The sequence below is a fragment of the Paraurantiacibacter namhicola genome (assembly GCF_001687545.1).
GTDB lineage: Bacteria > Pseudomonadota > Alphaproteobacteria > Sphingomonadales > Sphingomonadaceae > Paraurantiacibacter > Paraurantiacibacter namhicola.
The window spans coordinates 2100612-2120697 of the sequence record NZ_CP016545.1; the positions used below are offsets into that span (position 1 = coordinate 2100612).

19 protein-coding genes are annotated in these 20086 nt (G+C 65.7%); 6 read left to right on the plus strand and 13 right to left on the minus strand.

The window, feature by feature from the left end; all coding sequences use genetic code 11:
* Nucleotide 1: 1 nt before the first annotated feature.
* Nucleotides 2-682, plus strand: coding sequence for a phosphoribosylformylglycinamidine synthase subunit PurQ (purQ, locus tag A6F65_RS10255; RefSeq protein WP_067788411.1), 681 nt, complete (start codon nt 2-4; stop codon nt 680-682).
* Nucleotides 683-1010: 328 nt separating this feature from the next.
* Here purQ and A6F65_RS10260 read toward each other — a convergent pair whose 3' ends face one another.
* The 4 genes from A6F65_RS10260 to glmU all read right to left on the minus strand — a co-directional run bounded on the left by A6F65_RS10260 (nt 1011) and on the right by glmU (nt 6972).
* Nucleotides 1011-3374, minus strand: a complete 2364-nt coding sequence (locus A6F65_RS10260; protein ID WP_067788413.1) for a putative bifunctional diguanylate cyclase/phosphodiesterase — start codon at nt 3372-3374, stop codon at nt 1011-1013.
* Nucleotides 3375-3454: 80 nt separating this feature from the next.
* A complete protein-coding gene (gene glmS, locus A6F65_RS10265; protein ID WP_067788415.1) occupies nt 3455-5278 on the minus strand; it encodes a glutamine--fructose-6-phosphate transaminase (isomerizing) in 1824 nt (607 codons plus the stop codon).
* Nucleotides 5279-5302: 24 nt separating this feature from the next.
* Nucleotides 5303-5614, minus strand: a complete 312-nt coding sequence (locus tag A6F65_RS10270) for a hypothetical protein (protein WP_067788417.1) — start codon at nt 5612-5614, stop codon at nt 5303-5305.
* A complete protein-coding gene (gene glmU, locus A6F65_RS10275) occupies nt 5611-6972 on the minus strand; it encodes a bifunctional UDP-N-acetylglucosamine diphosphorylase/glucosamine-1-phosphate N-acetyltransferase GlmU (RefSeq protein WP_067788420.1) in 1362 nt (453 codons plus the stop codon). The genes A6F65_RS10270 and glmU overlap by 4 nt, the downstream gene beginning before the upstream one ends.
* Nucleotides 6973-7102: 130 nt before the next feature.
* Here glmU and A6F65_RS10280 point away from each other — a divergent pair, with 130 nt between their 5' ends.
* Nucleotides 7103-7762 carry a DUF4328 domain-containing protein gene (locus tag A6F65_RS10280; protein ID WP_067788422.1) on the plus strand — a complete coding sequence of 220 codons (660 nt, stop codon included), beginning with the start codon at nt 7103-7105 and terminating at the stop codon, nt 7760-7762.
* 20 nt (nt 7763-7782) lie between these two features.
* On the opposite strand, the gene A6F65_RS10285 is transcribed toward A6F65_RS10280, so the two are convergent.
* From A6F65_RS10285 to A6F65_RS10300, 4 genes are read right to left on the minus strand one after another with little or no spacing between them, the layout of a single operon-like run.
* On the minus strand, nt 7783-8142 hold the full coding sequence (locus tag A6F65_RS10285) for a DUF2794 domain-containing protein (protein ID WP_067788424.1): 360 nt from the start codon (nt 8140-8142) through the stop codon (nt 7783-7785).
* A 13-nt stretch (nt 8143-8155) separates the two neighbouring features.
* Nucleotides 8156-8872: a serine O-acetyltransferase EpsC gene (epsC, locus tag A6F65_RS10290; protein ID WP_067788426.1), complete on the minus strand. Its 717-nt coding sequence runs from the start codon at nt 8870-8872 to the stop codon at nt 8156-8158.
* 27 nt (nt 8873-8899) lie between these two features.
* A complete protein-coding gene (locus tag A6F65_RS10295) occupies nt 8900-9511 on the minus strand; it encodes an HdaA/DnaA family protein (protein WP_067788428.1) in 612 nt (203 codons plus the stop codon).
* A gap of 8 nt (nt 9512-9519) precedes the next feature.
* Nucleotides 9520-10791, minus strand: coding sequence for a hypothetical protein (locus A6F65_RS10300; protein WP_067788430.1), 1272 nt, complete (start codon nt 10789-10791; stop codon nt 9520-9522).
* 70 nt (nt 10792-10861) lie between these two features.
* Here A6F65_RS10300 and purM point away from each other — a divergent pair, with 70 nt between their 5' ends.
* Both purM and purN read left to right on the plus strand, forming a co-directional pair.
* On the plus strand, nt 10862-11959 hold the full coding sequence (purM, locus tag A6F65_RS10305) for a phosphoribosylformylglycinamidine cyclo-ligase (protein WP_067788432.1): 1098 nt from the start codon (nt 10862-10864) through the stop codon (nt 11957-11959).
* Nucleotides 11952-12920 (plus strand): phosphoribosylglycinamide formyltransferase, encoded by a 969-nt coding sequence (gene purN / locus A6F65_RS10310; RefSeq protein WP_067790515.1) that lies wholly within the window; start codon nt 11952-11954, stop codon nt 12918-12920. The genes purM and purN overlap by 8 nt, the downstream gene beginning before the upstream one ends.
* On the opposite strand, the gene A6F65_RS10315 is transcribed toward purN, so the two are convergent.
* The 5 genes from A6F65_RS10315 to A6F65_RS10335 form a co-directional block, all read right to left on the minus strand.
* Complete coding sequence (locus A6F65_RS10315; RefSeq protein ID WP_067788436.1) at nt 12917-13336, minus strand: nuclear transport factor 2 family protein; 420 nt, start codon at nt 13334-13336, stop codon at nt 12917-12919. The two genes, purN and A6F65_RS10315, sit on opposite strands and share 4 nt — an antisense overlap.
* A gap of 126 nt (nt 13337-13462) precedes the next feature.
* Entirely contained in the window at nt 13463-13885 is a 423-nt protein-coding gene (gene ndk / locus A6F65_RS10320) for a nucleoside-diphosphate kinase (protein WP_067788438.1), read from the minus strand.
* Between the two features lie 91 nt (nt 13886-13976).
* Entirely contained in the window at nt 13977-14420 is a 444-nt protein-coding gene (locus tag A6F65_RS10325; protein ID WP_067788441.1) for a DNA polymerase III subunit chi, read from the minus strand.
* Complete coding sequence (locus A6F65_RS10330) at nt 14417-14587, minus strand: DUF2256 domain-containing protein (RefSeq protein ID WP_067788443.1); 171 nt, start codon at nt 14585-14587, stop codon at nt 14417-14419. Before A6F65_RS10330 ends, A6F65_RS10325 begins: the two co-directional genes overlap by 4 nt.
* A gap of 24 nt (nt 14588-14611) precedes the next feature.
* Complete coding sequence (locus tag A6F65_RS10335) at nt 14612-16072, minus strand: leucyl aminopeptidase (protein ID WP_067788445.1); 1461 nt, start codon at nt 16070-16072, stop codon at nt 14612-14614.
* Between the two features lie 95 nt (nt 16073-16167).
* On the opposite strand from A6F65_RS10335, the gene A6F65_RS10340 reads away from it, so the two are divergent.
* The gene (locus A6F65_RS10340; RefSeq protein WP_237164814.1) at nt 16168-18555 is read left to right on the plus strand and encodes an LPS-assembly protein LptD; all 2388 of its coding nucleotides are present in this window, start codon (nt 16168-16170) and stop codon (nt 18553-18555) included.
* Between the two features lie 207 nt (nt 18556-18762).
* A complete protein-coding gene (locus tag A6F65_RS10345; RefSeq protein WP_237164815.1) occupies nt 18763-20079 on the plus strand; it encodes a peptidylprolyl isomerase in 1317 nt (438 codons plus the stop codon).
* Nucleotides 20080-20086: the final 7 nt, after the last annotated feature.

Sequence of the window (20086 nt, forward strand, 5' to 3'; positions counted from 1 at the left end):
CATGGCCTTTCGCGGCGCGGTGATCACATTCCCCGGCTCCAATTGCGACCGCGACATGGCGGTTGCCGTTTCGCAGGTGTCAGGCACGGATGCGATCCGCGTGTGGCACGGCGATGCGGACCTGCCGGACCGGCTTGATTTCATCGCCCTGCCCGGCGGCTTCTCCTATGGCGATTACCTGCGCTCCGGCGCGATGGCGGCCAACAGCCCCATCATGCGCGCCGTGGTGGATGCGGCCGGTCGCGGCGTTCCGGTGCTGGGCGTGTGCAACGGCTTCCAGGTGCTGGCCGAGGCCGGCCTGCTGCCCGGCGCGCTGATGCGCAATGCTAAACAACACTTCATCTGCCGCGACGCGGTGTTGAAGGTAGAAAACGCGCAAAGCCTGTTCACCGGCAAGTATGAGGCCGGGCAGGCCATCACCATCCCCGTGGCGCATCACGACGGCAATTATTTTGCCGACGAAGCCACGCTGGACCGGCTGGAAGGCGAAGGCCGCGTGGCCTTCCGCTACGCCGAGAATTACAACGGCTCTCAGCGCGATATTGCGGGCGTGCTGAACGATGCCGGCAATGTGCTGGGCATGATGCCGCACCCCGAACGCGCCATCGAGGCCGACCACGGCGGCAGCGACGGCCGCGCGTTGTTCGAAGGCGTCATCGAAAGCGTGCTGGAAAAGGTTTGACCTGGCGCGACCTCGCGGTCGCTCTGGCAGGCTGTGGCTCCGCTTCCTTTTGTTTGGGCCCTCAAGCGCCGGGCGGCGCACGTCCGTGCGCCTTGGCTACGGCCTAACCGGCTGGCGCGCAGTCGCGCTTGCGGTTCGTCCTGCGGCGAACCGGACTGTAGCAATCATTACCCTCCTGCCGAATCAGCGGACCAAGCCAGTAGAATTGCTTGAGTTCGGTCCGCGCCCAGCGGACCGCAAGGGCAAGCGCCCGCCCGGACCGGCCCCGGAGCGCAGCGAAGGGAACAGCCGGGAGGACGAAGCCGCGGAGGCGGCTTCATGAGAAAAATCAGGCCGCGTCGCGCTTCGCGAGGGAGCGTGGATTGGCGAGTAGCGCGCGGGCCTCGTCCACCGGCATGGGGCGCCCGTAGTAATAGCCCTGGATCTTGGTGCAGCCGAGGTCGCGGATCATCTTGGCTTCTGCTGGTGTCTCCACACCCTCTGCGGTCGTCGACATTTCCAGGCTGCTGGCCATGGCGACCACGGCGTTGATGATGGCCAGGCTCTCGCGGCTGCCCTGCGAGGCGCCCTGCACGAAGCTGCGGTCGACCTTGATGGTGCTGAAGGGCAGCTCGCGCAGGTATCCGAGCGAGGAATAGCCCGTGCCGAAATCATCGAGCGCGATGGAGCAGCCCAGCGCCAGGATCTCTTCCAGCGTTGCCTTGGCGATATGCCCGTCACGCACGAAGACGCTTTCGGTCACTTCCACTTCCAGCCTGCGCGGCGGCAGCTTGCTGAGATCGAGCGCGCGCACGACCGTTTCAGCAAAGTCGCTTTCCATCAGCTGCTCGGCCGAGACATTGACGGCGACCTTCGCGTCGACCGGCCATGTGGCGGCCTGGCGGCAGGCCTCTTCCAGCACCCACGCACCGATCGGCACGACAAGCCCGGTATCCTCGGCCAGCGGGATGAACTTGGCTGGCGAGACGAAGCCGTGTTCCGGGCTGTGCCAGCGCAGCAGCGCCTCGAAGCTGACGACGGCTTCGCTGTTGGCATCAACCACCGGCTGGAGGTTGATCTTGAATTCTTCGCGCTCCAGCGCGTGGCGCAGCGAGGTTTCCAGCTGGCGGCGCTCTTCCGCCATGGCGTGGAGTTCGGGCTCGAAGACGCAGTGCTCGCCGCCGCCCTCGTCCTTGGCGCGGTAAAGCGCCAGGTCGGCGCTGCGCATCAGCGCTTCCACGCTGTCCCCGTCGCGCGGGCCGATGGCAGAGCCGACGCTGGCGCCGATGAACAGCTTGTTCTTGTCCACCTCATATGGCTGCGAGAGCGCGGTGATGACCTTCTTTGCCACCCGCGCCACGGCGCCGCGGTCGGAGGCGTCTCGAATGACGATGGCAAACTCGTCGCCGCCCAGGCGGCCGACCAGCTCATTTTCCGAGATCACTTCGCCCAGCCGCTCTGACACCTGCGCCAGCATCTTGTCGCCGGTCTGGTGGCCCAGCGAATCGTTCACCTGCTTGAAGCGGTCGAGGTCGATCATCAGGAAGGCGCAGCGCGTGCTCCACTGCTTGGCATAGCGCATGGCCTCGCCCAGCGCCTCGGTCAGCATCAGGCGGTTCGGCAGGCCGGTCAGCGTGTCGTAACGCGCGAGATAAGCGATCTTCTCGTCGCTCTCGCGCTGTTCGGTCACGTCGGAGCCGACGCCGCGGAAACCGGTGTAGTTACCTTCCTCATCGTGCATCGGCGTGCCGGAAAGCTCCCACCAGCGGCGGCCGGAGCCGACTTCGACCTGCACGATCAGGTTGGAGAAATTCTCCCGCCGCTTCAGCCGCTCCGCCAGGTCTCGCAGGGAGGATGCAAACTGGCCATTGTCCCACGAAGGGCCGGAGATGAGCTTGATGAAGCTCTCGTCCTCGATCTTCGCCGGGTCCTGGCCCAGCGCAAAGGCGAAACGGGGGCTTGGTGCGCGCACGCGGCGATGCGTATCGACCTGCCACAGCCAGTCCGCCTCGTTCTCTTCATATTCACGCAGCAGCAGGGACACGGTCTCGGACTTCTCAGCCACGCCCGCTTCCGCGATGCGCGCGGTCAGGAAGGTTTTCACACTCGTCAGTGCGCCGAACTGCAGCAGCGAATAGAAACAGGCCATGGCGAAGGCCACCTGCCACATGCCGTAGAACAGCAGCGTGCCGGTCATGGTGATGCCGACGATTACGGACAGGATGATGGTGTTGAGCGGCGCAACCGATGTCAGGGCCGATCCCGCGATCAGCATGGCTGCAAGGATGGCCAGCACCAGCAGCTCCGTTTCGGTGCCGAAGGGCGCGATGAACAGCGGCGCGCAGATCCAGGCCAGCGACAGCGCCACCACGGACCAGATATGCCGCTTCGCCCCCTTGCGCACGATGGTGCGGGCGCTGGCAAAGGCCAGGCTGCGCTCGACACGGTGGCGGTTCCAGACGGTCGCGACAATCGCCACTGTCCAGGCCACGAGGTGCAGGATGGGCGCCTGCTGCGCATAAGTGGACAGTGCCAGGCACATGGCCACAATGTGCCCGAAGGCGCGCATCCGTGCGGTGGGTGCCAGGTTGGAATATTGCAGCGCGCGCAGGCCCGGCCACTCGCCATCCTTCGGCTTGCGCAGACCGGCAAGCTCCAGCGCATTCAACTGCAGCGGCAGTGGCGGATAGGTGTTTTCGGGCGCCTGTGACACGCCAGCAGCCCTAAGCGGGGAATAGTGAAAACGGGGTAAAGGCCGCCGTGGAAATACGGATAAGTTTTCAGGCGGTTCGCCTATTCCACGGTCACCGATTTCGCCAGGTTGCGCGGCTGGTCCACATCCGTGCCCTTGGCCACCGCGACATGATAGGCCAGCAGCTGCACCGGAACGGCATAGACCAGCGGCGCAATCAGCGGGTGGACCTTGGGCATTTCGATGGTCGCCATGCAGCCCTCGCCCGCCTCGGCCAGTCCCTCCGCGTCCGAAATCAGCACCACCTTGCCGCCGCGCGCGCGGACCTCTTCCATGTTGGAGACGGTCTTCTCGAACAGCGGGCCGCTGGGCGCCAGGCAAATGACGGGCACGTCCTCGTCGATCAGCGCGATGGGACCATGCTTCATCTCGCCAGAGGCGTATCCTTCGGCGTGGATGTAGCTGATTTCCTTCAGTTTCAGCGCGCCTTCCAGCGCCAGCGGAAAGTCCGGGCCACGGCCCAGATACAGCACATCGCGCGCCGGGGCGATCAGATGCGCCATGGCCGCGATGTCCTCGTCATGGTCCAGCGCGGCGTTCAGGCAGGCCGGCGCTTCCAGCAGGTGGGCGACGATGTCCGCCTCTTCCTCGCGGTTGAGCTTGCCCTTCTTGACCGCAAAATGCGCCGCCAGCGCGGCCAGCACGGCCAGCTGGCAGGTGAAGGCCTTGGTGGAAGCGACGCCAATTTCCGGCCCGGCATGGGTCGGCAGCAGCAGGTCTGCCTCGCGCGCCATGGAACTGGTGGGCACGTTGACCACCACGGCAATGGTCTGGCCTTCCTGCTTGCAATGGCGAAGCGCGGCCAGCGTGTCTGCCGTCTCCCCGCTCTGGCTGATGAACAGCGCCAGTCCGCCGGGCTGCAGCACCGGCTCGCGGTAACGGAATTCGGACGCGAAATCGATGTCGACGGGCACGCGGGCGAACTGTTCGAACCAGTATTTCGCCACCATCCCGGCATAGTAGGACGTGCCGCAGGCCACGATGGTGACGCGGTCGATGGCCGTGATATCGAAATCGATCTGCGGCAGGGCGACGCGCTGCTCCACGGGCCGGAGATAGCTCTGCAGCGTCTGAGCCACCACGGTCGGCTGCTCGAAGATCTCCTTCTGCATGAAGTGGCGGTAATTGCCCTTCTCGATGGCGGAGGCAGATGCGCCGGACGTCGTGACTTCGCGTTCCACCGGATTGTTTTCGCTGTCGAAAATCTCCGCGCCGTCGCGTGTCACGACAACCCAGTCACCTTCTTCGAGGTAGGAGATGCGCTGCGTGAGCGGAGCCAGCGCCAGCGCGTCCGACCCCAGATACGTCTCCCCGTCGCCATAGCCCACGACCAGCGGAGAGCCGAGCCGCGCGCCAATCAGCATGTCCGGATGCTCGCGGAAGGCGATGGCCAGCGCGAATGCCCCGCGAAGGCGCGGCAGCACGTCCTTCACCGCATCGCGTGGGGACATGCCGGCCTCGACCTGTTCGGACACCAAATGCGCGACGACTTCGGTGTCGGTCTCGCTTTCGAACGTGCGGCCACGGGCCTGCATTTCCTCGCGCAGCGGGCGGAAATTCTCGATGATGCCGTTGTGCACCAGCGCCAGCTCTTCGGTGGCGTGGGGGTGCGCATTGGAGGTGGTGGGCGCGCCGTGGGTGGCCCAGCGGGTGTGTGCGATGCCCGTTTCGCCCGGCGTCTCTATCCCATCCAGCACCTCTGCCAGGTTCGCCAGCTTGCCCTCAGCGCGGCGCCGGACCAGTTCGCCGCCGTGCAGCGTGCAGATGCCTGCGCTGTCATAGCCGCGATATTCCATCCGCCTCAGCCCATCCAGCAGGCGCTGGGCGACCGGCTGGTTGCCGACGATACCGATAATTCCGCACATAGATTCAGTCCTTCATCGCACGCATCAGTGCGGAAATTTCGTGTCCACGAAGTGGCGGGTAAATTCCAGCGGGTCAGGCTCCGTCCCGTTCGCCTCGACAAAGCGCGCACGTCCGCTGGTCCAGACCTCGCAGATCGCCTGGCTCATCCCGTCGGGAAAGCGCATGCGGCGCTCGGTAATCTGGCGCCAGTTGCCTTCCTCGCCGAAGAGGTCGCGGAACTCGGCCTCGCGCGCGGTCAGTGCCTTGTCCTGCTCCGGGTTCAGATGCCCGATGGAATCGAGGACATAGCTGTCGACCAGCTCCAGGAACGGCTTGCCTTGGTATCGCTCGCTCACTTGCTGTCCGCCTTCTTCTTTTTCTTCATCGCGTCATGGAAGCGGTCGGCCCAGCCGGGTTTGACCAGCTGCTCTGCCCGCACCATGCGCAGTTCACCGTCGGCCACATCGCGGCTGACCGTGCTGCCCGCCGCCACAATGGCGTCCGCGCCGATGGAGACGGGCGCGACCAGCGCGCTGTTCGACCCGATGAAGGCACGTTCGCCGATCACCGTCTGGTGCTTGAAATAGCCATCGTAATTGCAAGTGATGGTCCCGGCGCCGATATTGGCGCCCGCGCCCACCGTGGCATCGCCGATATAGGTGAGGTGGTTCGCCTTCGCGCCTTCACCCAGCACGGCCTTCTTCATTTCCACGAAATTGCCGACCTTGCTGCCCGCGCGCATCTCCGCGCCGGGGCGCAGGCGGGCATAGGGGCCGACTTCGCAGCCCTCGCCCACGCTGGCACCTTCAAGGTGGCTGAAGGCGCGGATCGTCGCCCCGTCCGCCACGCTGACGCCGGGGCCGAAGACAACATGCGGCTCCACCGTCACATCGCGGCCGATCTGCGTGTCGTAGCTGAAGAACACCGTGTCTGGGGCGCGCAAGGTCACGCCGTCCGCCATGGCTTCCTCGCGGCGGTATTCCTGCCACTGCGCCTCTGCCGCGGCGAGTTCCGCGCGGCTGTTGATGCCGCCCACTTCGGCCGGATCGTCCGTGGTCACGGCAGCGCAGGTGCGGCCGTCCGCGATGGCGATGTTGACGATATCGGGCAGATAATATTCGCCCTGCGCATTCTCGTTCTTCACACGGTCCAGCAGGGCAAACAGGTCGGAAGATTTTGCAGCGAGCAGGCCGGAATTGCACAGGCGGCAGGCGCGCTCTTCCTCACTCGCATCCTTGTATTCGACCATCTTGGCGATGCGGCCTGCCCCGTCCGCAACCACGCGGCCATAGGACAGCGGATCCTCCGGCTCGAAACCCAGCACCACGGCGGCCGGGCCGTCATCCTCGTCCAGCCGGTCCAGCATGGCCTGCATGGTGACCGCGCGCACGAAGGGCACATCGCCATACAGCACCAGCACATCGCCCTCAAAGCCCGCCAGCGCGTCCTGCGCCTGCTGCACGGCGTGGCCGGTGCCCAGCTGCGGATCCTGCACGGCATAGGCCACACGCTCGCCAAGACGGTCCTGCAGCTGCTCGCGGCTGTCGCCCACCACGGCCACCACGCGGCTCGGCGAAAGGCCGTCCAGCGAGGCCAGCAGGTGTTCGATCATCGGGCGGCCGGCGACCGGATGCAGCACCTTGTGCAGGCTGCTCTTCATCCGTGTCCCCTTGCCCGCGGCAAGGACGATGGCGGCGACGGGTCTGTTGCTCATGCCCTGCCCCTTGCCAGCAAATGGTTGCGGTTTCCATACGCTTGCTGGCTGCAGACTCGCCGCCCGGGGCATTGCGCGCGAAATTCGGCGGGGTTAGGCAAGAGCGGGGAATAAAGAGGGGGCAAATCGTATGGACGCGCATCCGGCCGGGATCGGCCATATCAGGACGCTTGGCATCGTCACGGGCATCCTACTCGCACTGGCGGGAGTTTCCGGCGCGCTGGCGACGCTTGGCTTGCTGGGAAGCTACTTCGTGCCGATGAACGAAAGTGCCGTTTACTTTTATGGAACGGTGGCCATTGCTCTGATTATCTTCATCGGTGCCAGCCTGCTTTGCATTCCGCTGGTGGCCTGGTGGTTCTGGCAGGCCCATCGCAATCTGAAAGAAGCGGGCGTTTCCGGCCTGCGCTATACGCCCGGCTGGGCGGCCGGCGGATTCTTCATCCCGTTCCTGAACCTGATCGTACCGCTGCGCGTGGCGCGCGAGCTGGCCATTCGCAGCGAAGGGGAAGACCAATACCAATCCGACATGGAGGTACCGATCCTGTCGGGATGGTGGGCCGCGCATATAGCCGGGCTGATCGTCGCAGGGGTAATTGCCGTGATAGCCCTGCTGGAGTTTCTCACGCCATTCTTCGTAACGATGCCGGATGAGGCCCTGGTGCTGCTGATGGTGCTGGCGACGGGGTTCCTCGGGGCCTCGGCCCTTTGCCTGGCACTCGCCATACGCAAGATCACGCGCGCACAGATCGCGCGCCGGCACCTGGGCCATGCGGATGTGTTTGCCTGAGCGGCGCAGCCCGCTCCGCCTCAGTCTTCCACCAGCTTGAAGAAGCGGCGTTCTACCGGGGCGAGGACGCCGGAGAGGTCGTGGCCGCGTTTCAGGACCTGGCCGTGTTCGCCGAACAGGGCCCACATGCCCTGCCTGTTCCGAAGCGCGGGGCGCTTCTCAAGGCGCATCTGCGGCTGGTCGGCCGTGCGGCGGAAGGCGGCGAAGGTGGCGCAGTCCTTCGTGAAATCCATCGCGTAATCGCGCCATTCCCCAGCGGCGACCATGCGGCCATAGAGGCCCAGGATACGCGTCAGCTCGTCCCGGTCGAAACCGACCTGGTTGGGGCGCGCATGGGGGAATTGCAGGATATCGGCGGCGCTGCCGTTGGGGCCGCTCATCGGGACCTGGCCATCAGGTGGCGGAACCGCTCTTGCGGGCGGGCTTATCATCGCTGGCAGCTTCGGCGCGTTCACGCTCAGCGCGCAGCATCTCGATCTCGTCCTGCAGCGCGCGCATGCGGCCTTCCAGCTCGTCGATGCGGGTCATGTCGGGCTCGCACGGATCGTCGCACGGCGTGCCATAGGGGATGAATTCGCGCAGCCAGGTTTCGGCCGGGACCAGCGTGGAGCGGGCTTTCAGGCCGATCATTGTGGCGCCTTCCGGCACATCGTCCGTCACCACGGCATTGGCGCCCACGCGCGCACGCGCGCCCACCACGATGGGCCCGATGATCTGCGCGCCGGAGCCGATGATGACATTATCCCGCAGCGTCGGGTGGCGCTTGCCGCCCTCGCCGTTGGTGGGGTTGGTGCCGCCCAGCGTGACGCATTGGTAGATGGTCACATTGTCGCCGATTTCCGCCGTTTCCCCGATGACGGTGAAGCCGTGGTCGATGAAGAAATTGCGGCCGATCTTCGCGCCGGGATGAATGTCTATCCCGGTCAGGAAGCGCGCCGTGTGGTTCACGAAACGGGCGAAGAAGAACATGCCGCCGTTGAACAGCCAGTGGGCCAGCCGGTGCATGCCCAGCGCCCAGACTCCGGGGTAGAGCATGATCTCCGCCCGCGAACGCGGCGCAGGGTCGCGCGCACGGATACTGTCGAGATAAGCTGCCAGTCTGCCGAACATGTGGCCGATTCTCCCACCAACTGCGCGCTAAAGCAAGCGCGGCTCGTCCGGGCCATGTAGGCATTCCAGCGCCGCACGCCAGATGGCAAGCCGCGGCGCGCTCTTGCGTTCCAGGCTCAGCCGGTCAATTTCGGCCACCAGCCGCTCCAGCGCGGCGGCAGACCTTTCCGCCCGCGGCAGCAGATAATGTACGGCATCCGGCTCCAGCGGCAGGCCGCGCTCCTCCGCCAGCGACAGCAGCAGGTCGCCCGCCATCGCGTCATCCGGCTGGCCGATTTCCAGCTGCAACGATCCGCCCATGCGGCTGCGCAGGTCCGGCAGGGTGATGTCCCAAGGCGGTTCGCCGCCGATCACCAGCAGCGGCGTGCCGTCCGCCTGCGCGCGGTTCCAGCGGTGGAACAGCTCAGTCTCGTCCAGCGCCTGCGCATCGTCCACGGCCGCGCCGTTTCCGCTGGCCGCAAACCAGCGCGCCAGCAGCGACTTGCCCGATCGCGGCGGTCCGGTAAGCACGGCGGTGCGAAAGGGCCAGCTTTCAGGCTGAGTCAGCGCATCGGCGACATGGGCATTGGCATTGCCGATGACGATGCGCGGCGGGCCTCCCCGGGCCCCGCTGCGAAGGGGAAGCGCAATCTGGCCCATGCCGCGCGTCAGCGGCTGATGCGCAGCGCGTTGCTGCCCTGCTCCACCGTAAAGCCGCGCCCGCGGAGGGCGGCGGCAAGGCCGGACAGGCTGCCCTGGTAGGATACGCGCATGATCGAGGTGCCGCCCACGGCCATGGAGCTGACTGCAGCCGCGCGGACATTGGGCGTGCTGCGCACAGCCGCCAGCGTCGCGGCAAAAGTGTCGGAATCCGGCGATGCGAATTGCACGACGTAAGAGACGACTTCCACCGGCTGATCCGGATCGGGCGCTTCGGAGGCGACCGGCGCATCGGGCGTTGCAGCAGGCTTGGGCCGTTCGGCCTCGCGCCGCGCGGCTTCCTCGCGCCGCGATGCTTCGAGCAGAGCCTGCACTTCGGGGCTGATGGAGACCTTCTGGCTGAGCAGTGAGGGATCGGGCCGCAGCGTGCCGTCCTGCAGCGCGCGGGTGAATATGGTGTCGAACCGCTTCAGCGCCTGCGCATACATGGCCGGGATCGCCGCTTCGTTCTTGGCCGTAAGCTCGAATTCGTCGAGGAAGGTATTGTCCGGGCCATAGCGCGCGGTGAAGGTGCCGGTGACCGGGCCACCGGGCCAGGACCGGCGCAGCTGCACCACCGGGATCAGCACATCGGCGGCGCTGAACTGGTCCAGGATCGTATTCCACCAGGTGCGACTGCGGCGGCCGGTCTGGCCGTAAGTCAGCAGCAGGCTCTCACCCCCCATCCCGGAGGGGCGGACATAGTCGATCGAGCTGCTTCCGGTCTGGAACTGCGCCCAGGCGCGCTGCCAACCGTTACGCCGTTCGAACATGGTCGCCGTACCGCCTTCGATCAGCACGGGCAGCGTCAACATCGGCGCGCTGCGCGAACGGCGACCCGTGGCGGAGCCCAATAGGCCGCCCGCACGCTGCCGGTCGAAAATGACGCCGAGCGTCGCAACATAGCGGCGCGGGCCGAGCTGTTCGCGCTCGATCACGATGGCAGAAACCATACCGTTCAGTCGCGAATCGGGAATGGCAGGACCGCCCAGCTGCTTCCACGCCAGCCGCTGCGCTTCCTGCCAGCCCTTGTTGCGCGCGTCTTCCGGACTGTCGCCGGTCACATCCACCTCGATGCCCTGGACATCAATATCGGTGCTGCTGGCAACGGGGGGAATACCACGGTCTCCGGACACCTGCGCCCACAAGGCGGTAGCCGCCAGCGCCAGCGCAAACAGCACCGCCAGCCCGGCAATGCGGGCAGGGTTGCTGTGGCGAAGGAGGCGAGCGGTTCTTGTCATCGGGGAAATCGCCAGCCTTTTGCCCAAACCCCCATGGAAATCCAAGTGCGAATGCGCCAAGGCTGCGGACATGTCAGGGGACAGTGAAAAATACACCTACGCCAAGGCGGGCGTGTCGATCGATGCCGGCAATGCGCTGGTGCGTGCCATCGGGCCGCTGGTGAAGGCCACGCGCCGCAGCGGTGCGGATGGCGATATCGGCGGCTTCGGCGGCTTCTTCGATCCCAAGGCTGCAGGATACAAGGATCCGCTGCTGGTTGCCGGGAATGACGGCGTCGGCACGAAGCTCAAGCTGGCCATCGACCATGACCGGCACGACACCGTCGGTATCGACCTCGTCGCCATGTGCGTGAACGATTTGATCGTGCAGGGTGCGGAGCCGCTGTTCTTCCTGGACTATTTCGCCACCGGAAAGCTGGAGAACGGCGTTGCAGAGCGCGTGATCGCGGGCATTGCGGATGGCTGCAAGGAAGCGGGCTGCGCGCTGATCGGCGGAGAGACGGCGGAAATGCCGGGCATGTATGCGCCGGGCGATTACGACCTTGCAGGCTTCTGCGTCGGCGCGGTGGAGCGCGGCGAGCAACTGACCGGCGACGGCGTGAAGGCAGGCCAGGTCCTGCTGGGCCTCGCATCCTCCGGCGTGCATTCCAATGGCTTCTCGCTGGTGCGGCGGCTGGCGGAGGACAAGGCGTGGGACATGACTGCCCCTGCCCCCTTCGATGGCGAGCGCTCGCTGCTCGATACGCTGGCCGAGCCGACACGCATTTACGTGAAGAGCCTGCTGCCTGTAATCCGCGACGGATTGGTGGCAGCATTGGCACACATCACCGGCGGCGGCCTGCTGGAAAACCTCCCCCGCGTGCTGCCCGATGGGGCCCGTGCGATGGTGGATGCCGATGCATGGCAGCAGCCCGGCCTGATGCGGTTCCTGCAGCAGCAGGGCAATATCGACCCGGCGGAAATGGCCCGCACCTTCAATTGCGGCGTCGGCATGGTGCTGGCAGTTGATGAGGCGAACGTCGCCGCGGTGACGGAGCGGCTGACCGAAGCTCGCGAAGAGGTGGTCCGGATCGGCCATATCGAGGCAGGCGAGAAGGGTTGCAGCGTCTCCGGCTCGGCAGGCACCTGGGGCGCCGATGCCGCCTGGAGCGCGCAGCACGATGGCTGAGACCCCGCGGGCCCGGATCGCCGTGCTGCTGTCCGGCACCGGCACCACGATGTCCGCGCTGCTGTTCCAGTCCCGCCTGCCGCAATGCCCCTATGAAATCGTGGCGGTCGGCAGCAACGATCCAACCGCATTCGGCCTGAAGGTCGCCGCGGCCGAGGGGATCGCAACCTTTGCCCACCCCCATTCCGGCATGGCGCGCGAGGACCATGAGGCGCTGATGCAGGCCTCCCTGCACGAGCACGCGCCCGATTACGTGGCGCTGTGCGGTTACATGCGCATCCTGACGCCCGGCTTCGTCGACCAATGGGCCGGACGCATGGTCAACACCCACCCCAGCCTGCTGCCCAAATACAAGGGCCTCGACACGCACCAGCGCGCCATCGACGCGGGCGACAGCCACGGCGGGTGCAGCGTGCATATCGTGACCGGGGAGCTGGATGATGGGCCGGTACTGGGCCAGCTGGCCGTGCCCATCCTGCCGGGCGAGGACGAGGCCAGCCTGCGCCGCCGCGTGCAGATGGCGGAATACCAGCTATACCCGCATTGCCTGGAAGAACTCGTTTCGCGCCCTTACCGGGCGGACTGGCTGCTGGAGCGGGTGCGCGCAATCGCGCTCGCCCTGCCCGAGGCCGAAGAGCGCGAGAGCCACGGCGCGCCCGCTTTCCACACCGGCGGCAAGAGCGGCAAGTTCTTCGCCCATTTCAGCGAAACGCATCATGGCAGCGAGCACATCGCCGTATTGGTGAAAGTGTCCGGCCAGGACGAGCTGGCAACGCTGGTGGAGCAGTTCCCGAAGACGTGGTTCAAGCCAGCCTATTACGGGGCGAGCGGCTGGGCCGGATTGATCCTCAACCGCGCAGATACGGACTGGGAGCATGTGGCGGAGTGGATGCACCGCAGCTGGGCAGGCGTCGCGCCGAAACGGCTGGCGGGCCTGCAGCGCGCAGCGGAGCAGTTCTAGCCGGCAGCTGCCTGCTGGGGCACGAAATTGACCAGCCGCTGCTTCGCGCTGGCGACGTAATTCTCAAGGAACTGCACGCGCCCGCGCCGCACGACCATGCGCCACAGCGCCTCGGACGTGAAATCGGGGTTAGAGGAGCTTGTCTGCCCGTGCATCACGACATTTTCGCCGGTCACGTCGTACCGGTCGATGTCCAGCGTGAAGTCCGGCGCGGCGGCGACCAGCGCTTTCACTGCGGTGACAAATTCATCGCAGCCTTCGACCCGGCTGCCCTCGCCATCGACGAATACGAAGCGCTTGCCGCACAGCGTGCCCAGCGCCTCGTAATCGCGGGCGTTGGTCGCACGAATGACTTCATGCGCCAGCTCCAGCGGCGAAAGGCGATTAAAGCCGAAGATTCCCCCCAACAGATCCATGCGCCGCTTATCGCATGAAATGATGACACTTCAAAAACTTGGCGCTTTGCTACACAACAAACATCAAAAGGGCTGCCGTGCAGAAAGCAGGGCAGCCCTTTCGTGATTCAAAGATGAAAGAATCGGTCAGCCGACGATTTCATCTTCGTTGAAGAAGAAGTCGATTTCGATCTTCGCGTTCTCGTCCGAATCGGAACCGTGGACCGTGTTGGCCTCAATCGATTCGGCGTAGGTCTTGCGGATCGTGCCTTCTTCGGCGTCGGCCGGGTTGGTCGCACCCATCACGTCGCGGTTGCGCTTCACGGCGTCTTCGCCTTCCAGCACCTGCACCACCACCGGGCCGCTGGTCATGAATTCGACCAGTTCGCCGTAGAACGGGCGTTCCTTGTGGACTTCGTAGAAGCCGCCAGCCTGGTCTTCCGTCATGTGGATGCGCTTGGAAGCGACGACGCGCAGGCCGGCGTCTTCCAGCATCTTGGTGACGGCGCCGGTCAGGTTGCGGCGCGTGGCATCGGGCTTGATGATCGAGAAAGTGCGGGTAACCGCCATGGGGAATTCCTTCGGATGTAGGGGTAAACAGATTGCGCGCGCCCCTAGCGCCGCGCCGCGAGATGGGCAAGTGCGGTGACGGTTACCGGACTCAGGGCCCCTCGCGCCATTTGCTGCCGTCCTGCAGCCAGAAATGGCGGTCCGGCGTGTCTTCCCGCTCCCCCAGCATGCGCCAGCAGGCCCGCGCCCCGTCCAGTGCACTTTCGCCAAAGATCAGGAAGGCGCGCTCGAAAGCAAAGGCCTCGTCGCGCCAGGCTCCATCGGCCAGCAGGATGAAGCGTGCCTCGTTTTCCGCCTCGCAGGACATGGACAGCAGCAGCGGCTGGCGCGCGGCATGCGGCTCGCCGGCGCGGCCATGGGCCAGGAAGGCATCGGGCAGCATTTCCCACAGCGCCTTGTCGATGCGATCGATCTGCTCGGCATCGCCGGACACCACCAGCGCCCGCTCGCCCGCATTCTTCGTGGCACGCGCGATCAGCGGGACGACGCGCTCCGCCGGATCGCGGCTGAGCTGGTAGAAATCGACGCGCTTCACGAGGCTGCTCCGTCAGCCTTGGCCGCACCCTTGTTGCGGCGGCATTTTTCGGAACAGTATTTCACCTCGTCCCAGTCCTTCGCCCATTTCTTGCGCCAGGCGAACGGCAGGCCGCATGTCATGCAGGTCTTTTCGGGCAGGTCGCCCTTGCGCCGCATGCGGGCCATGCCAGTCCTCCCGCGCCCGTTGCCTCAGGCTTCCAGATTGTCGCGGACGTAACGGTCCATCAGGCGCACGCCGAAACCGGTTGCGCCCTTGTCCCAGGTCGCCCCGGCCTTGTCGGCAAAAACCATGCCGGCAATGTCACAATGCGCCCACGGCGTGTCATCCTCGATGAAACGCTGGAGGTACTGCGCCGCCGTGATGGAGCCTGCGCCGCGCGGGCCGACATTCTTCATGTCGGCGATCGGGCTGTCGATCAGCTTATCGTAAGCGGGCGACAACGGGAAGCGCCACATCTTGTCGCCGGTCGACTTGCCCGCTTCCAGCAGCTTTCCGGCCAGCCCATCGTCGTTCGAGAACAGCCCGCCATACTCATTGCCGAGCGAGATGATGATCGCGCCCGTCAGCGTGGCGAAATCGACGATGGCAGCGGGCTTGAATTCGCGCTGCGCCCAGGTCAGCGCGTCGCACAGCACCAGGCGGCCTTCGGCATCGGTGTTGATGACTTCCACCGTCTGGCCGGACAGCGTGGTGACCACGTCACCGGGACGCTGCGCATTGGCATCGGGCATGTTTTCGACCAGCCCGCAGATGCCGATGACATTGGCACCGGCCTTGCGCGTGGCGAGGCCGAGCATGGCACCTGCCACGGCGCCTGCGCCGCCCATGTCCCACTTCATGTCTTCCATGCCCTGCGGCGGCTTCAGCGAGATACCGCCGGTGTCGAAGGTGACACCCTTTCCGACGAAGATGGTGGGCTTCTCGCCCTCCTTGCCGCCCATCCATTTGATGACCAGCAGGCGCGCATCGCGCACGGAGCCCTGCGACACACCGCACAGTGCGCCCATGCCCATTTCGCGCATCTCGTCTTCGGTCAGGAAGCTGATTTCCGCGCCCGTCCCCTCGAAACGCTGCTGGCAGCGCTCCACGAAGCTTTCCGGATAGATGATGTTGGCCGGTTCGGTGACCAGCTCCTTCGTGAAAGCGATGCCGGTGGCGAGGCCCTCTTCCTTTTCCCATGCAGCCTGCGTGCCTTCGGGCGCGCCGGTCACGACCGCCCGCTCAAGGGATATCTTCTGCTCGTCCTTCAGTTTCGTGCGGTAGGCATCATGCCCCCAAGACCGCAGCTGCATGCCCAGCAGGAAGGCGGCTGCCTCGTCTGCGGACAGGCCGCTGCCGGAAAGGTCCACACCGACAGCTTCCTCGCCGCTGCGCAGGTATTTGCCGACCAGCGCCGCGCCCGCTTTTTCAAGCGCGCTCTCGCGATTGTCCTTGTCCGCATCGCCGATGCCCACCAGCGCATGACGCTTCACCTGATCACCAGCCTCTGCAAAGCTTTCGAACACCTGGCCGGTCTTGCCGCTGAAGCGCGCAGCCTTGGCGCCTTCGCGCACTGCGGCGGGCGCATCGCCCGGCATCGCGTCCTTGGCAACCGGCGCGGCGTGCAGGCGAATGGACTGGTCGAGCGTATCGGCGAAGGTAATCTGCATGGGTTCTCCGGATGATATGGTGCGGGCCGCAGCGCGTCGGCACGGCGCGTATTTGCTGCGTTGCAGTTAGGCGCGGGCGGTGCGATAGGCAAGCCATGCTCCCTGCGCCGCAGTCCGTATTGCCTACCCCGGCCAGCCGCTTCCTGTCGCTGCGCGATCGCGCGGTGGTCAGCGCATGGGCGATGGCCGCAGCCTCCCTTGCCCTGCCCACGCTGGCAGCTGCGCAGGATGGCGGCGAAGCGCCGGGCATAGAGACCGCGCAGGAACAGGTGCAGGACGATCCCCTGTCTCCTGAAGCGGCCGAAATCGCCGGGCAGGACAGCGCACAAGATGCGCCCGTGCAGGACCCTCCCCCGCCGGAATTCAACGCCGCGGGCGAACGGCTGATCGCCTTTGAGGCGAACGAGCTTGCCTATGATGACAACTCCGACACCGTGTCGGCCACCGGTGACGTTCTGCTGCAGAGCGGCGACCAGTCGGTGCGTGCGGATGCGGTGACCTGGGAGCGTGCCAGCGGCGTGATCGTCGCCACCGGGAATGTCCGCTTCGTGGACCAGGACGGCAACCAGATCTTCACCGAGCGGCTGGAGCTGACCGACGAACTGCGCGCCGGGGCGATGGAAAACCTGCTGCTGGCCTTCCGCGAAGGCGGCCGGCTGGCGGCGGTCGAGGCGCGCCGGCTGGACGATGGCGCGATAGAACTGGACCGCGCGGTCTATTCCGGCTGCGCAGTGGAGGATTCCGAGGGCTGCCCCAAGCGCCCCAGTTGGCGGATCACGGCTGAGCGGGTGACTTACGACCCGGAAACCAAGCGCATCACCTTCTCGGGCGCATGGTTCGAGCTTTTCGGCCGGCGCATCCTGCCGCTCGCCGGGCTTAGCCTGCGCGCAGACGGGCAGGCGGAATCCGGCTTCCTGATCCCGGACATCGGATACAGCGCGTCCAACGGCTTCGAACTGTCGGGATCCTATTACAAGCGGCTGGCCGAAAACCGCGACCTGCTGCTGTCAGCCTATGTCTTCACCCAGGCCGCGCCCATGGTGAGCGCGCAATACCGCGAGCTGACGGAGCGCGGGGCCTATCAGGTCACAGCCTATGCCACTTACGGCTCGCGCATCCCGCTCGGTTCCGCCACCGCGCAGGAAGAGAGCAATTTTCGCGGCTACATCTTCGCCAATGGCAAATGGCAGCTGGACCCTCAATGGAGCGTGACCGCCTCCGTCCGCCTGGCCAGTGACCGCACCTTCCTGCGCCGTTACGACATCAGCCGCGACGACCGCCTGCGCTCGCATGTCGCGGTGGAGCGGATCGACGACAGCAGCTACTTCGTGATGGAAGGCTGGGCCACGCAGCTGCTGCTGGTTCCCAGCGCGCAGGGGCAGGTGCCGCTGGCGCTGCCGGTGATCGATTACCGCCGCCGCATGCCCGGGCCGCTTCCGGGTTCACGGCTGGAACTGCAGGCCAATACGCTGGGCATCTGGCGGGCCGACGGGCAGGATACGCAGCGCGCCTTCGCCCGCGCAAAGTTCGACATCAGCCGCATCACGCCGCTTGGACAGGAAGTCACCTTCACCGCGCTGGCCCGCGGCGATGTCTATCATACGGACGATGTCTTCAGCACGCAGACGGCGGCCTATCGCGGGGAGCCGGGCTGGCAAACACGCGCCGTGGCCATCGCAGCCGTGGATGTGCGCTGGCCCTTTTTGGGCGAGGCATTTGGCGGCACGCAGGTCATCACCCCGCGCGTGCAGCTGGTCGCCAGCCCGCCGATCCGCAACCTTGCCATCCCCAACGAAGATGCGCGCGCCATCGACCTGGAGGATTCCAACCTCTTCGCGCTGAACCGCTTCCCCGGATATGACCGGGTGGAGGACGGCGTACGCCTCACTTACGGCTTCGACTGGCAGATCAACCTGCCCGGCCTGCGGATCGAGACCACGCTTGGCCAGTCATACCGCCTGACAGAGGAACCGACGTTGTTCCCGGACGGCACCGGCCTGACCGACCAGTTCAGCGACTTCGTGGGCCGCACGAACGTGCGTTACCGCGATTTCCTGTCCGTCACCCACTCCTTCCGCCTGGACAAGGATTCGCTGCAGGTCCGCCGCAACGAATTCAATGCCACCATCGGCAGCGACAGCACTTATCTGACGGTTGGCTATCTGCGGCTTAACCGCAATATCGATCGCAGTTTCGAGGACCTTCAGGACCGCGAGGAAGTGCGCTTCGGCGGGCGTGTTGCCTTTGCCAATTACTGGTCGGTCTTCGGGTCGGCCGTCATCAACCTGACCGACCGGGATGAGGATCCCAGCTTTACGGCCGACGGCTTCGAGCCGCTGCGTACGCGGCTTGGCATCGGATATGCGGACGATTGCCTCGAATTCGGCATCAGCTGGCGGCGCGATTACATCTCCGTCGCCGATGCGGAGGAAGGCAATTCCTTCCGCGTGTATTTCAGCATCAGCAACCTCGGCTTCCGCTAGGGCGCAGCGCCAGCGGAAATTGCGGGGCGGGCAATTGGCAGCGGGCGCGATTGGCGCTATCAGCGCGGGGCAACATGTCTTGCTAAGCCTGTGTTCAGCAGGATGGCGGCATCCGGGATCCATATCGGGGCACGCGATTACAATGCGGCCCGGCAGAAACAGGTGAGAAAATTGTCTAATTCCCTTCGCTTCCTGCGTCGCGCTGGCTTGCTTGCCGCGCTCGGCCTCGGGGCCATGTCCGGCAGCCTGCACGCGCAGACCGCGCCGGGCGCCATGGATGTCATCGCCATCCCTGCCGACATCGAGATCCTGGGCCCGGCCCAGACCGCACAGCGCAGCGCCACCGTGAAGGTGAACGGCGACATCATCACCGGCACGGACGTGGACCACCGCGTGGCTTTGATCCTCGCCGCAAACGACGGCACGCCGATCGCGGACGAGGAAATGCGCGCGCTGCGGATGCAGGTGCTGCGCAACCTCATCGACGAGACGATCCAGATCAAGGAAGCCGAAGCGCAGGAAATGGCCGTCACCGAAGCGGACGTGGACAACACGTACAACCGCCTCGCCACGCAGCGTTTCGGCCGCTCGCCGGAAGAGCTGGACGCCTATCTTTACTCGGTCGGTTCCAGCCCCGCTTCGCTCAAGCGCCAGATCCAGGGCGAACTCGCCTGGTCGCGCCTTCTGCAGCGCAATGTGGAACCCTATGTCACTGTCTCGCAGGACGAGGTGGACGAGCTTTACACTCGCATGGAAGAATCGCGCGGCACGGTGGAATACCGGGTTGGCGAGATTTACCTGTCGGCTACGCCCGAAACGCGCAACGCCGTGTTCCAGAATGGCCAGCGCATCGTGGACCAGATGCGCCAGGGCGGCAGCTTCGTCGCTTATGCGCGCCAGTTCTCGGAAGCCTCCACCGCAGCCGTTGGCGGCGACCTGGGCTGGATCCGCATCGAACAGCTGCAGAACCCGACGCTGGAGACCGTGGCCCGCGACATGCAGCCCGGCCAGCTCGTCGGCCCGATCGAAATTCCGGGCGGCTTCTCCATCCTTTACATGATCGACCGCCGCCAGGTCGGCATGGCTGATCCGCGCGATGCGCAGCTCAGCCTGCTGCAGATCTCGCTCGATTTCCCGGCTGGCATGCCGGAAGATCAGCGCGCCGCCCGCGCGCAGCAGTTCGGCCAGCAGGTGCAGGCCATCCCCGGATGCGGCGCGGCCCAGGAACAGGCCACGCAGCTGGGCGCCACGGTTGTCGGCAACGATGCCATTACCGCCCGCGCCCTGCCCGAAGCGCTGCAGGGCGCCGTCCTGCAGATGCAGGTTGGCCAGGTCACCCCGGTGTTCGGCTCGCTGGATGAAGGCGTGCGCGTCCTCATGCTGTGCGGCCGGACCGATCCGGAACAGCAGGGCGGGCCTACGCGCGACCAGCTGATGGGCCAGCTCATGGATGACCGTATCGGCAAGCGCGCGCAACGTTACATGCGCGACCTGCGCCGCGACGCCGTGATCGAATACAACTGACGCAGCG

Bases quoted from the DNA above. Each gene is read 5' to 3' on its own strand.
- purN (WP_067790515.1), top strand. From the start codon at position 11,952: ATGGCTGAGACCCCGCGGGCCCGGATCGCCGTGCTGCTGTCCGGCACC.
- A6F65_RS10315 (WP_067788436.1), bottom strand. From the start codon at position 13,336: ATGGATCTGTTGGGGGGAATCTTCGGCTTTAATCGCCTTTCGCCGCTG.
- purM (WP_067788432.1), top strand. From the start codon at position 10,862: ATGTCAGGGGACAGTGAAAAATACACCTACGCCAAGGCGGGCGTGTCG.
- A6F65_RS10300 (WP_067788430.1), bottom strand. From the start codon at position 10,791: ATGACAAGAACCGCTCGCCTCCTTCGCCACAGCAACCCTGCCCGCATT.
- glmU (WP_067788420.1), bottom strand. From the start codon at position 6,972: ATGAGCAACAGACCCGTCGCCGCCATCGTCCTTGCCGCGGGCAAGGGG.
- A6F65_RS10330 (WP_067788443.1), bottom strand. From the start codon at position 14,587: ATGGCCCGCATGCGGCGCAAGGGCGACCTGCCCGAAAAGACCTGCATG.
- A6F65_RS10340 (WP_237164814.1), top strand. From the start codon at position 16,168: ATGCTCCCTGCGCCGCAGTCCGTATTGCCTACCCCGGCCAGCCGCTTC.
- glmS (WP_067788415.1), bottom strand. From the start codon at position 5,278: ATGTGCGGAATTATCGGTATCGTCGGCAACCAGCCGGTCGCCCAGCGC.
- ndk (WP_067788438.1), bottom strand. From the start codon at position 13,885: ATGGCGGTTACCCGCACTTTCTCGATCATCAAGCCCGATGCCACGCGC.
- A6F65_RS10285 (WP_067788424.1), bottom strand. From the start codon at position 8,142: ATGAGCGGCCCCAACGGCAGCGCCGCCGATATCCTGCAATTCCCCCAT.
- A6F65_RS10280 (WP_067788422.1), top strand. From the start codon at position 7,103: ATGGACGCGCATCCGGCCGGGATCGGCCATATCAGGACGCTTGGCATC.
- A6F65_RS10335 (WP_067788445.1), bottom strand. From the start codon at position 16,072: ATGCAGATTACCTTCGCCGATACGCTCGACCAGTCCATTCGCCTGCAC.
- purQ (WP_067788411.1), top strand. From the start codon at position 2: ATGGCCTTTCGCGGCGCGGTGATCACATTCCCCGGCTCCAATTGCGAC.
- epsC (WP_067788426.1), bottom strand. From the start codon at position 8,872: ATGTTCGGCAGACTGGCAGCTTATCTCGACAGTATCCGTGCGCGCGAC.
- A6F65_RS10295 (WP_067788428.1), bottom strand. From the start codon at position 9,511: ATGGGCCAGATTGCGCTTCCCCTTCGCAGCGGGGCCCGGGGAGGCCCG.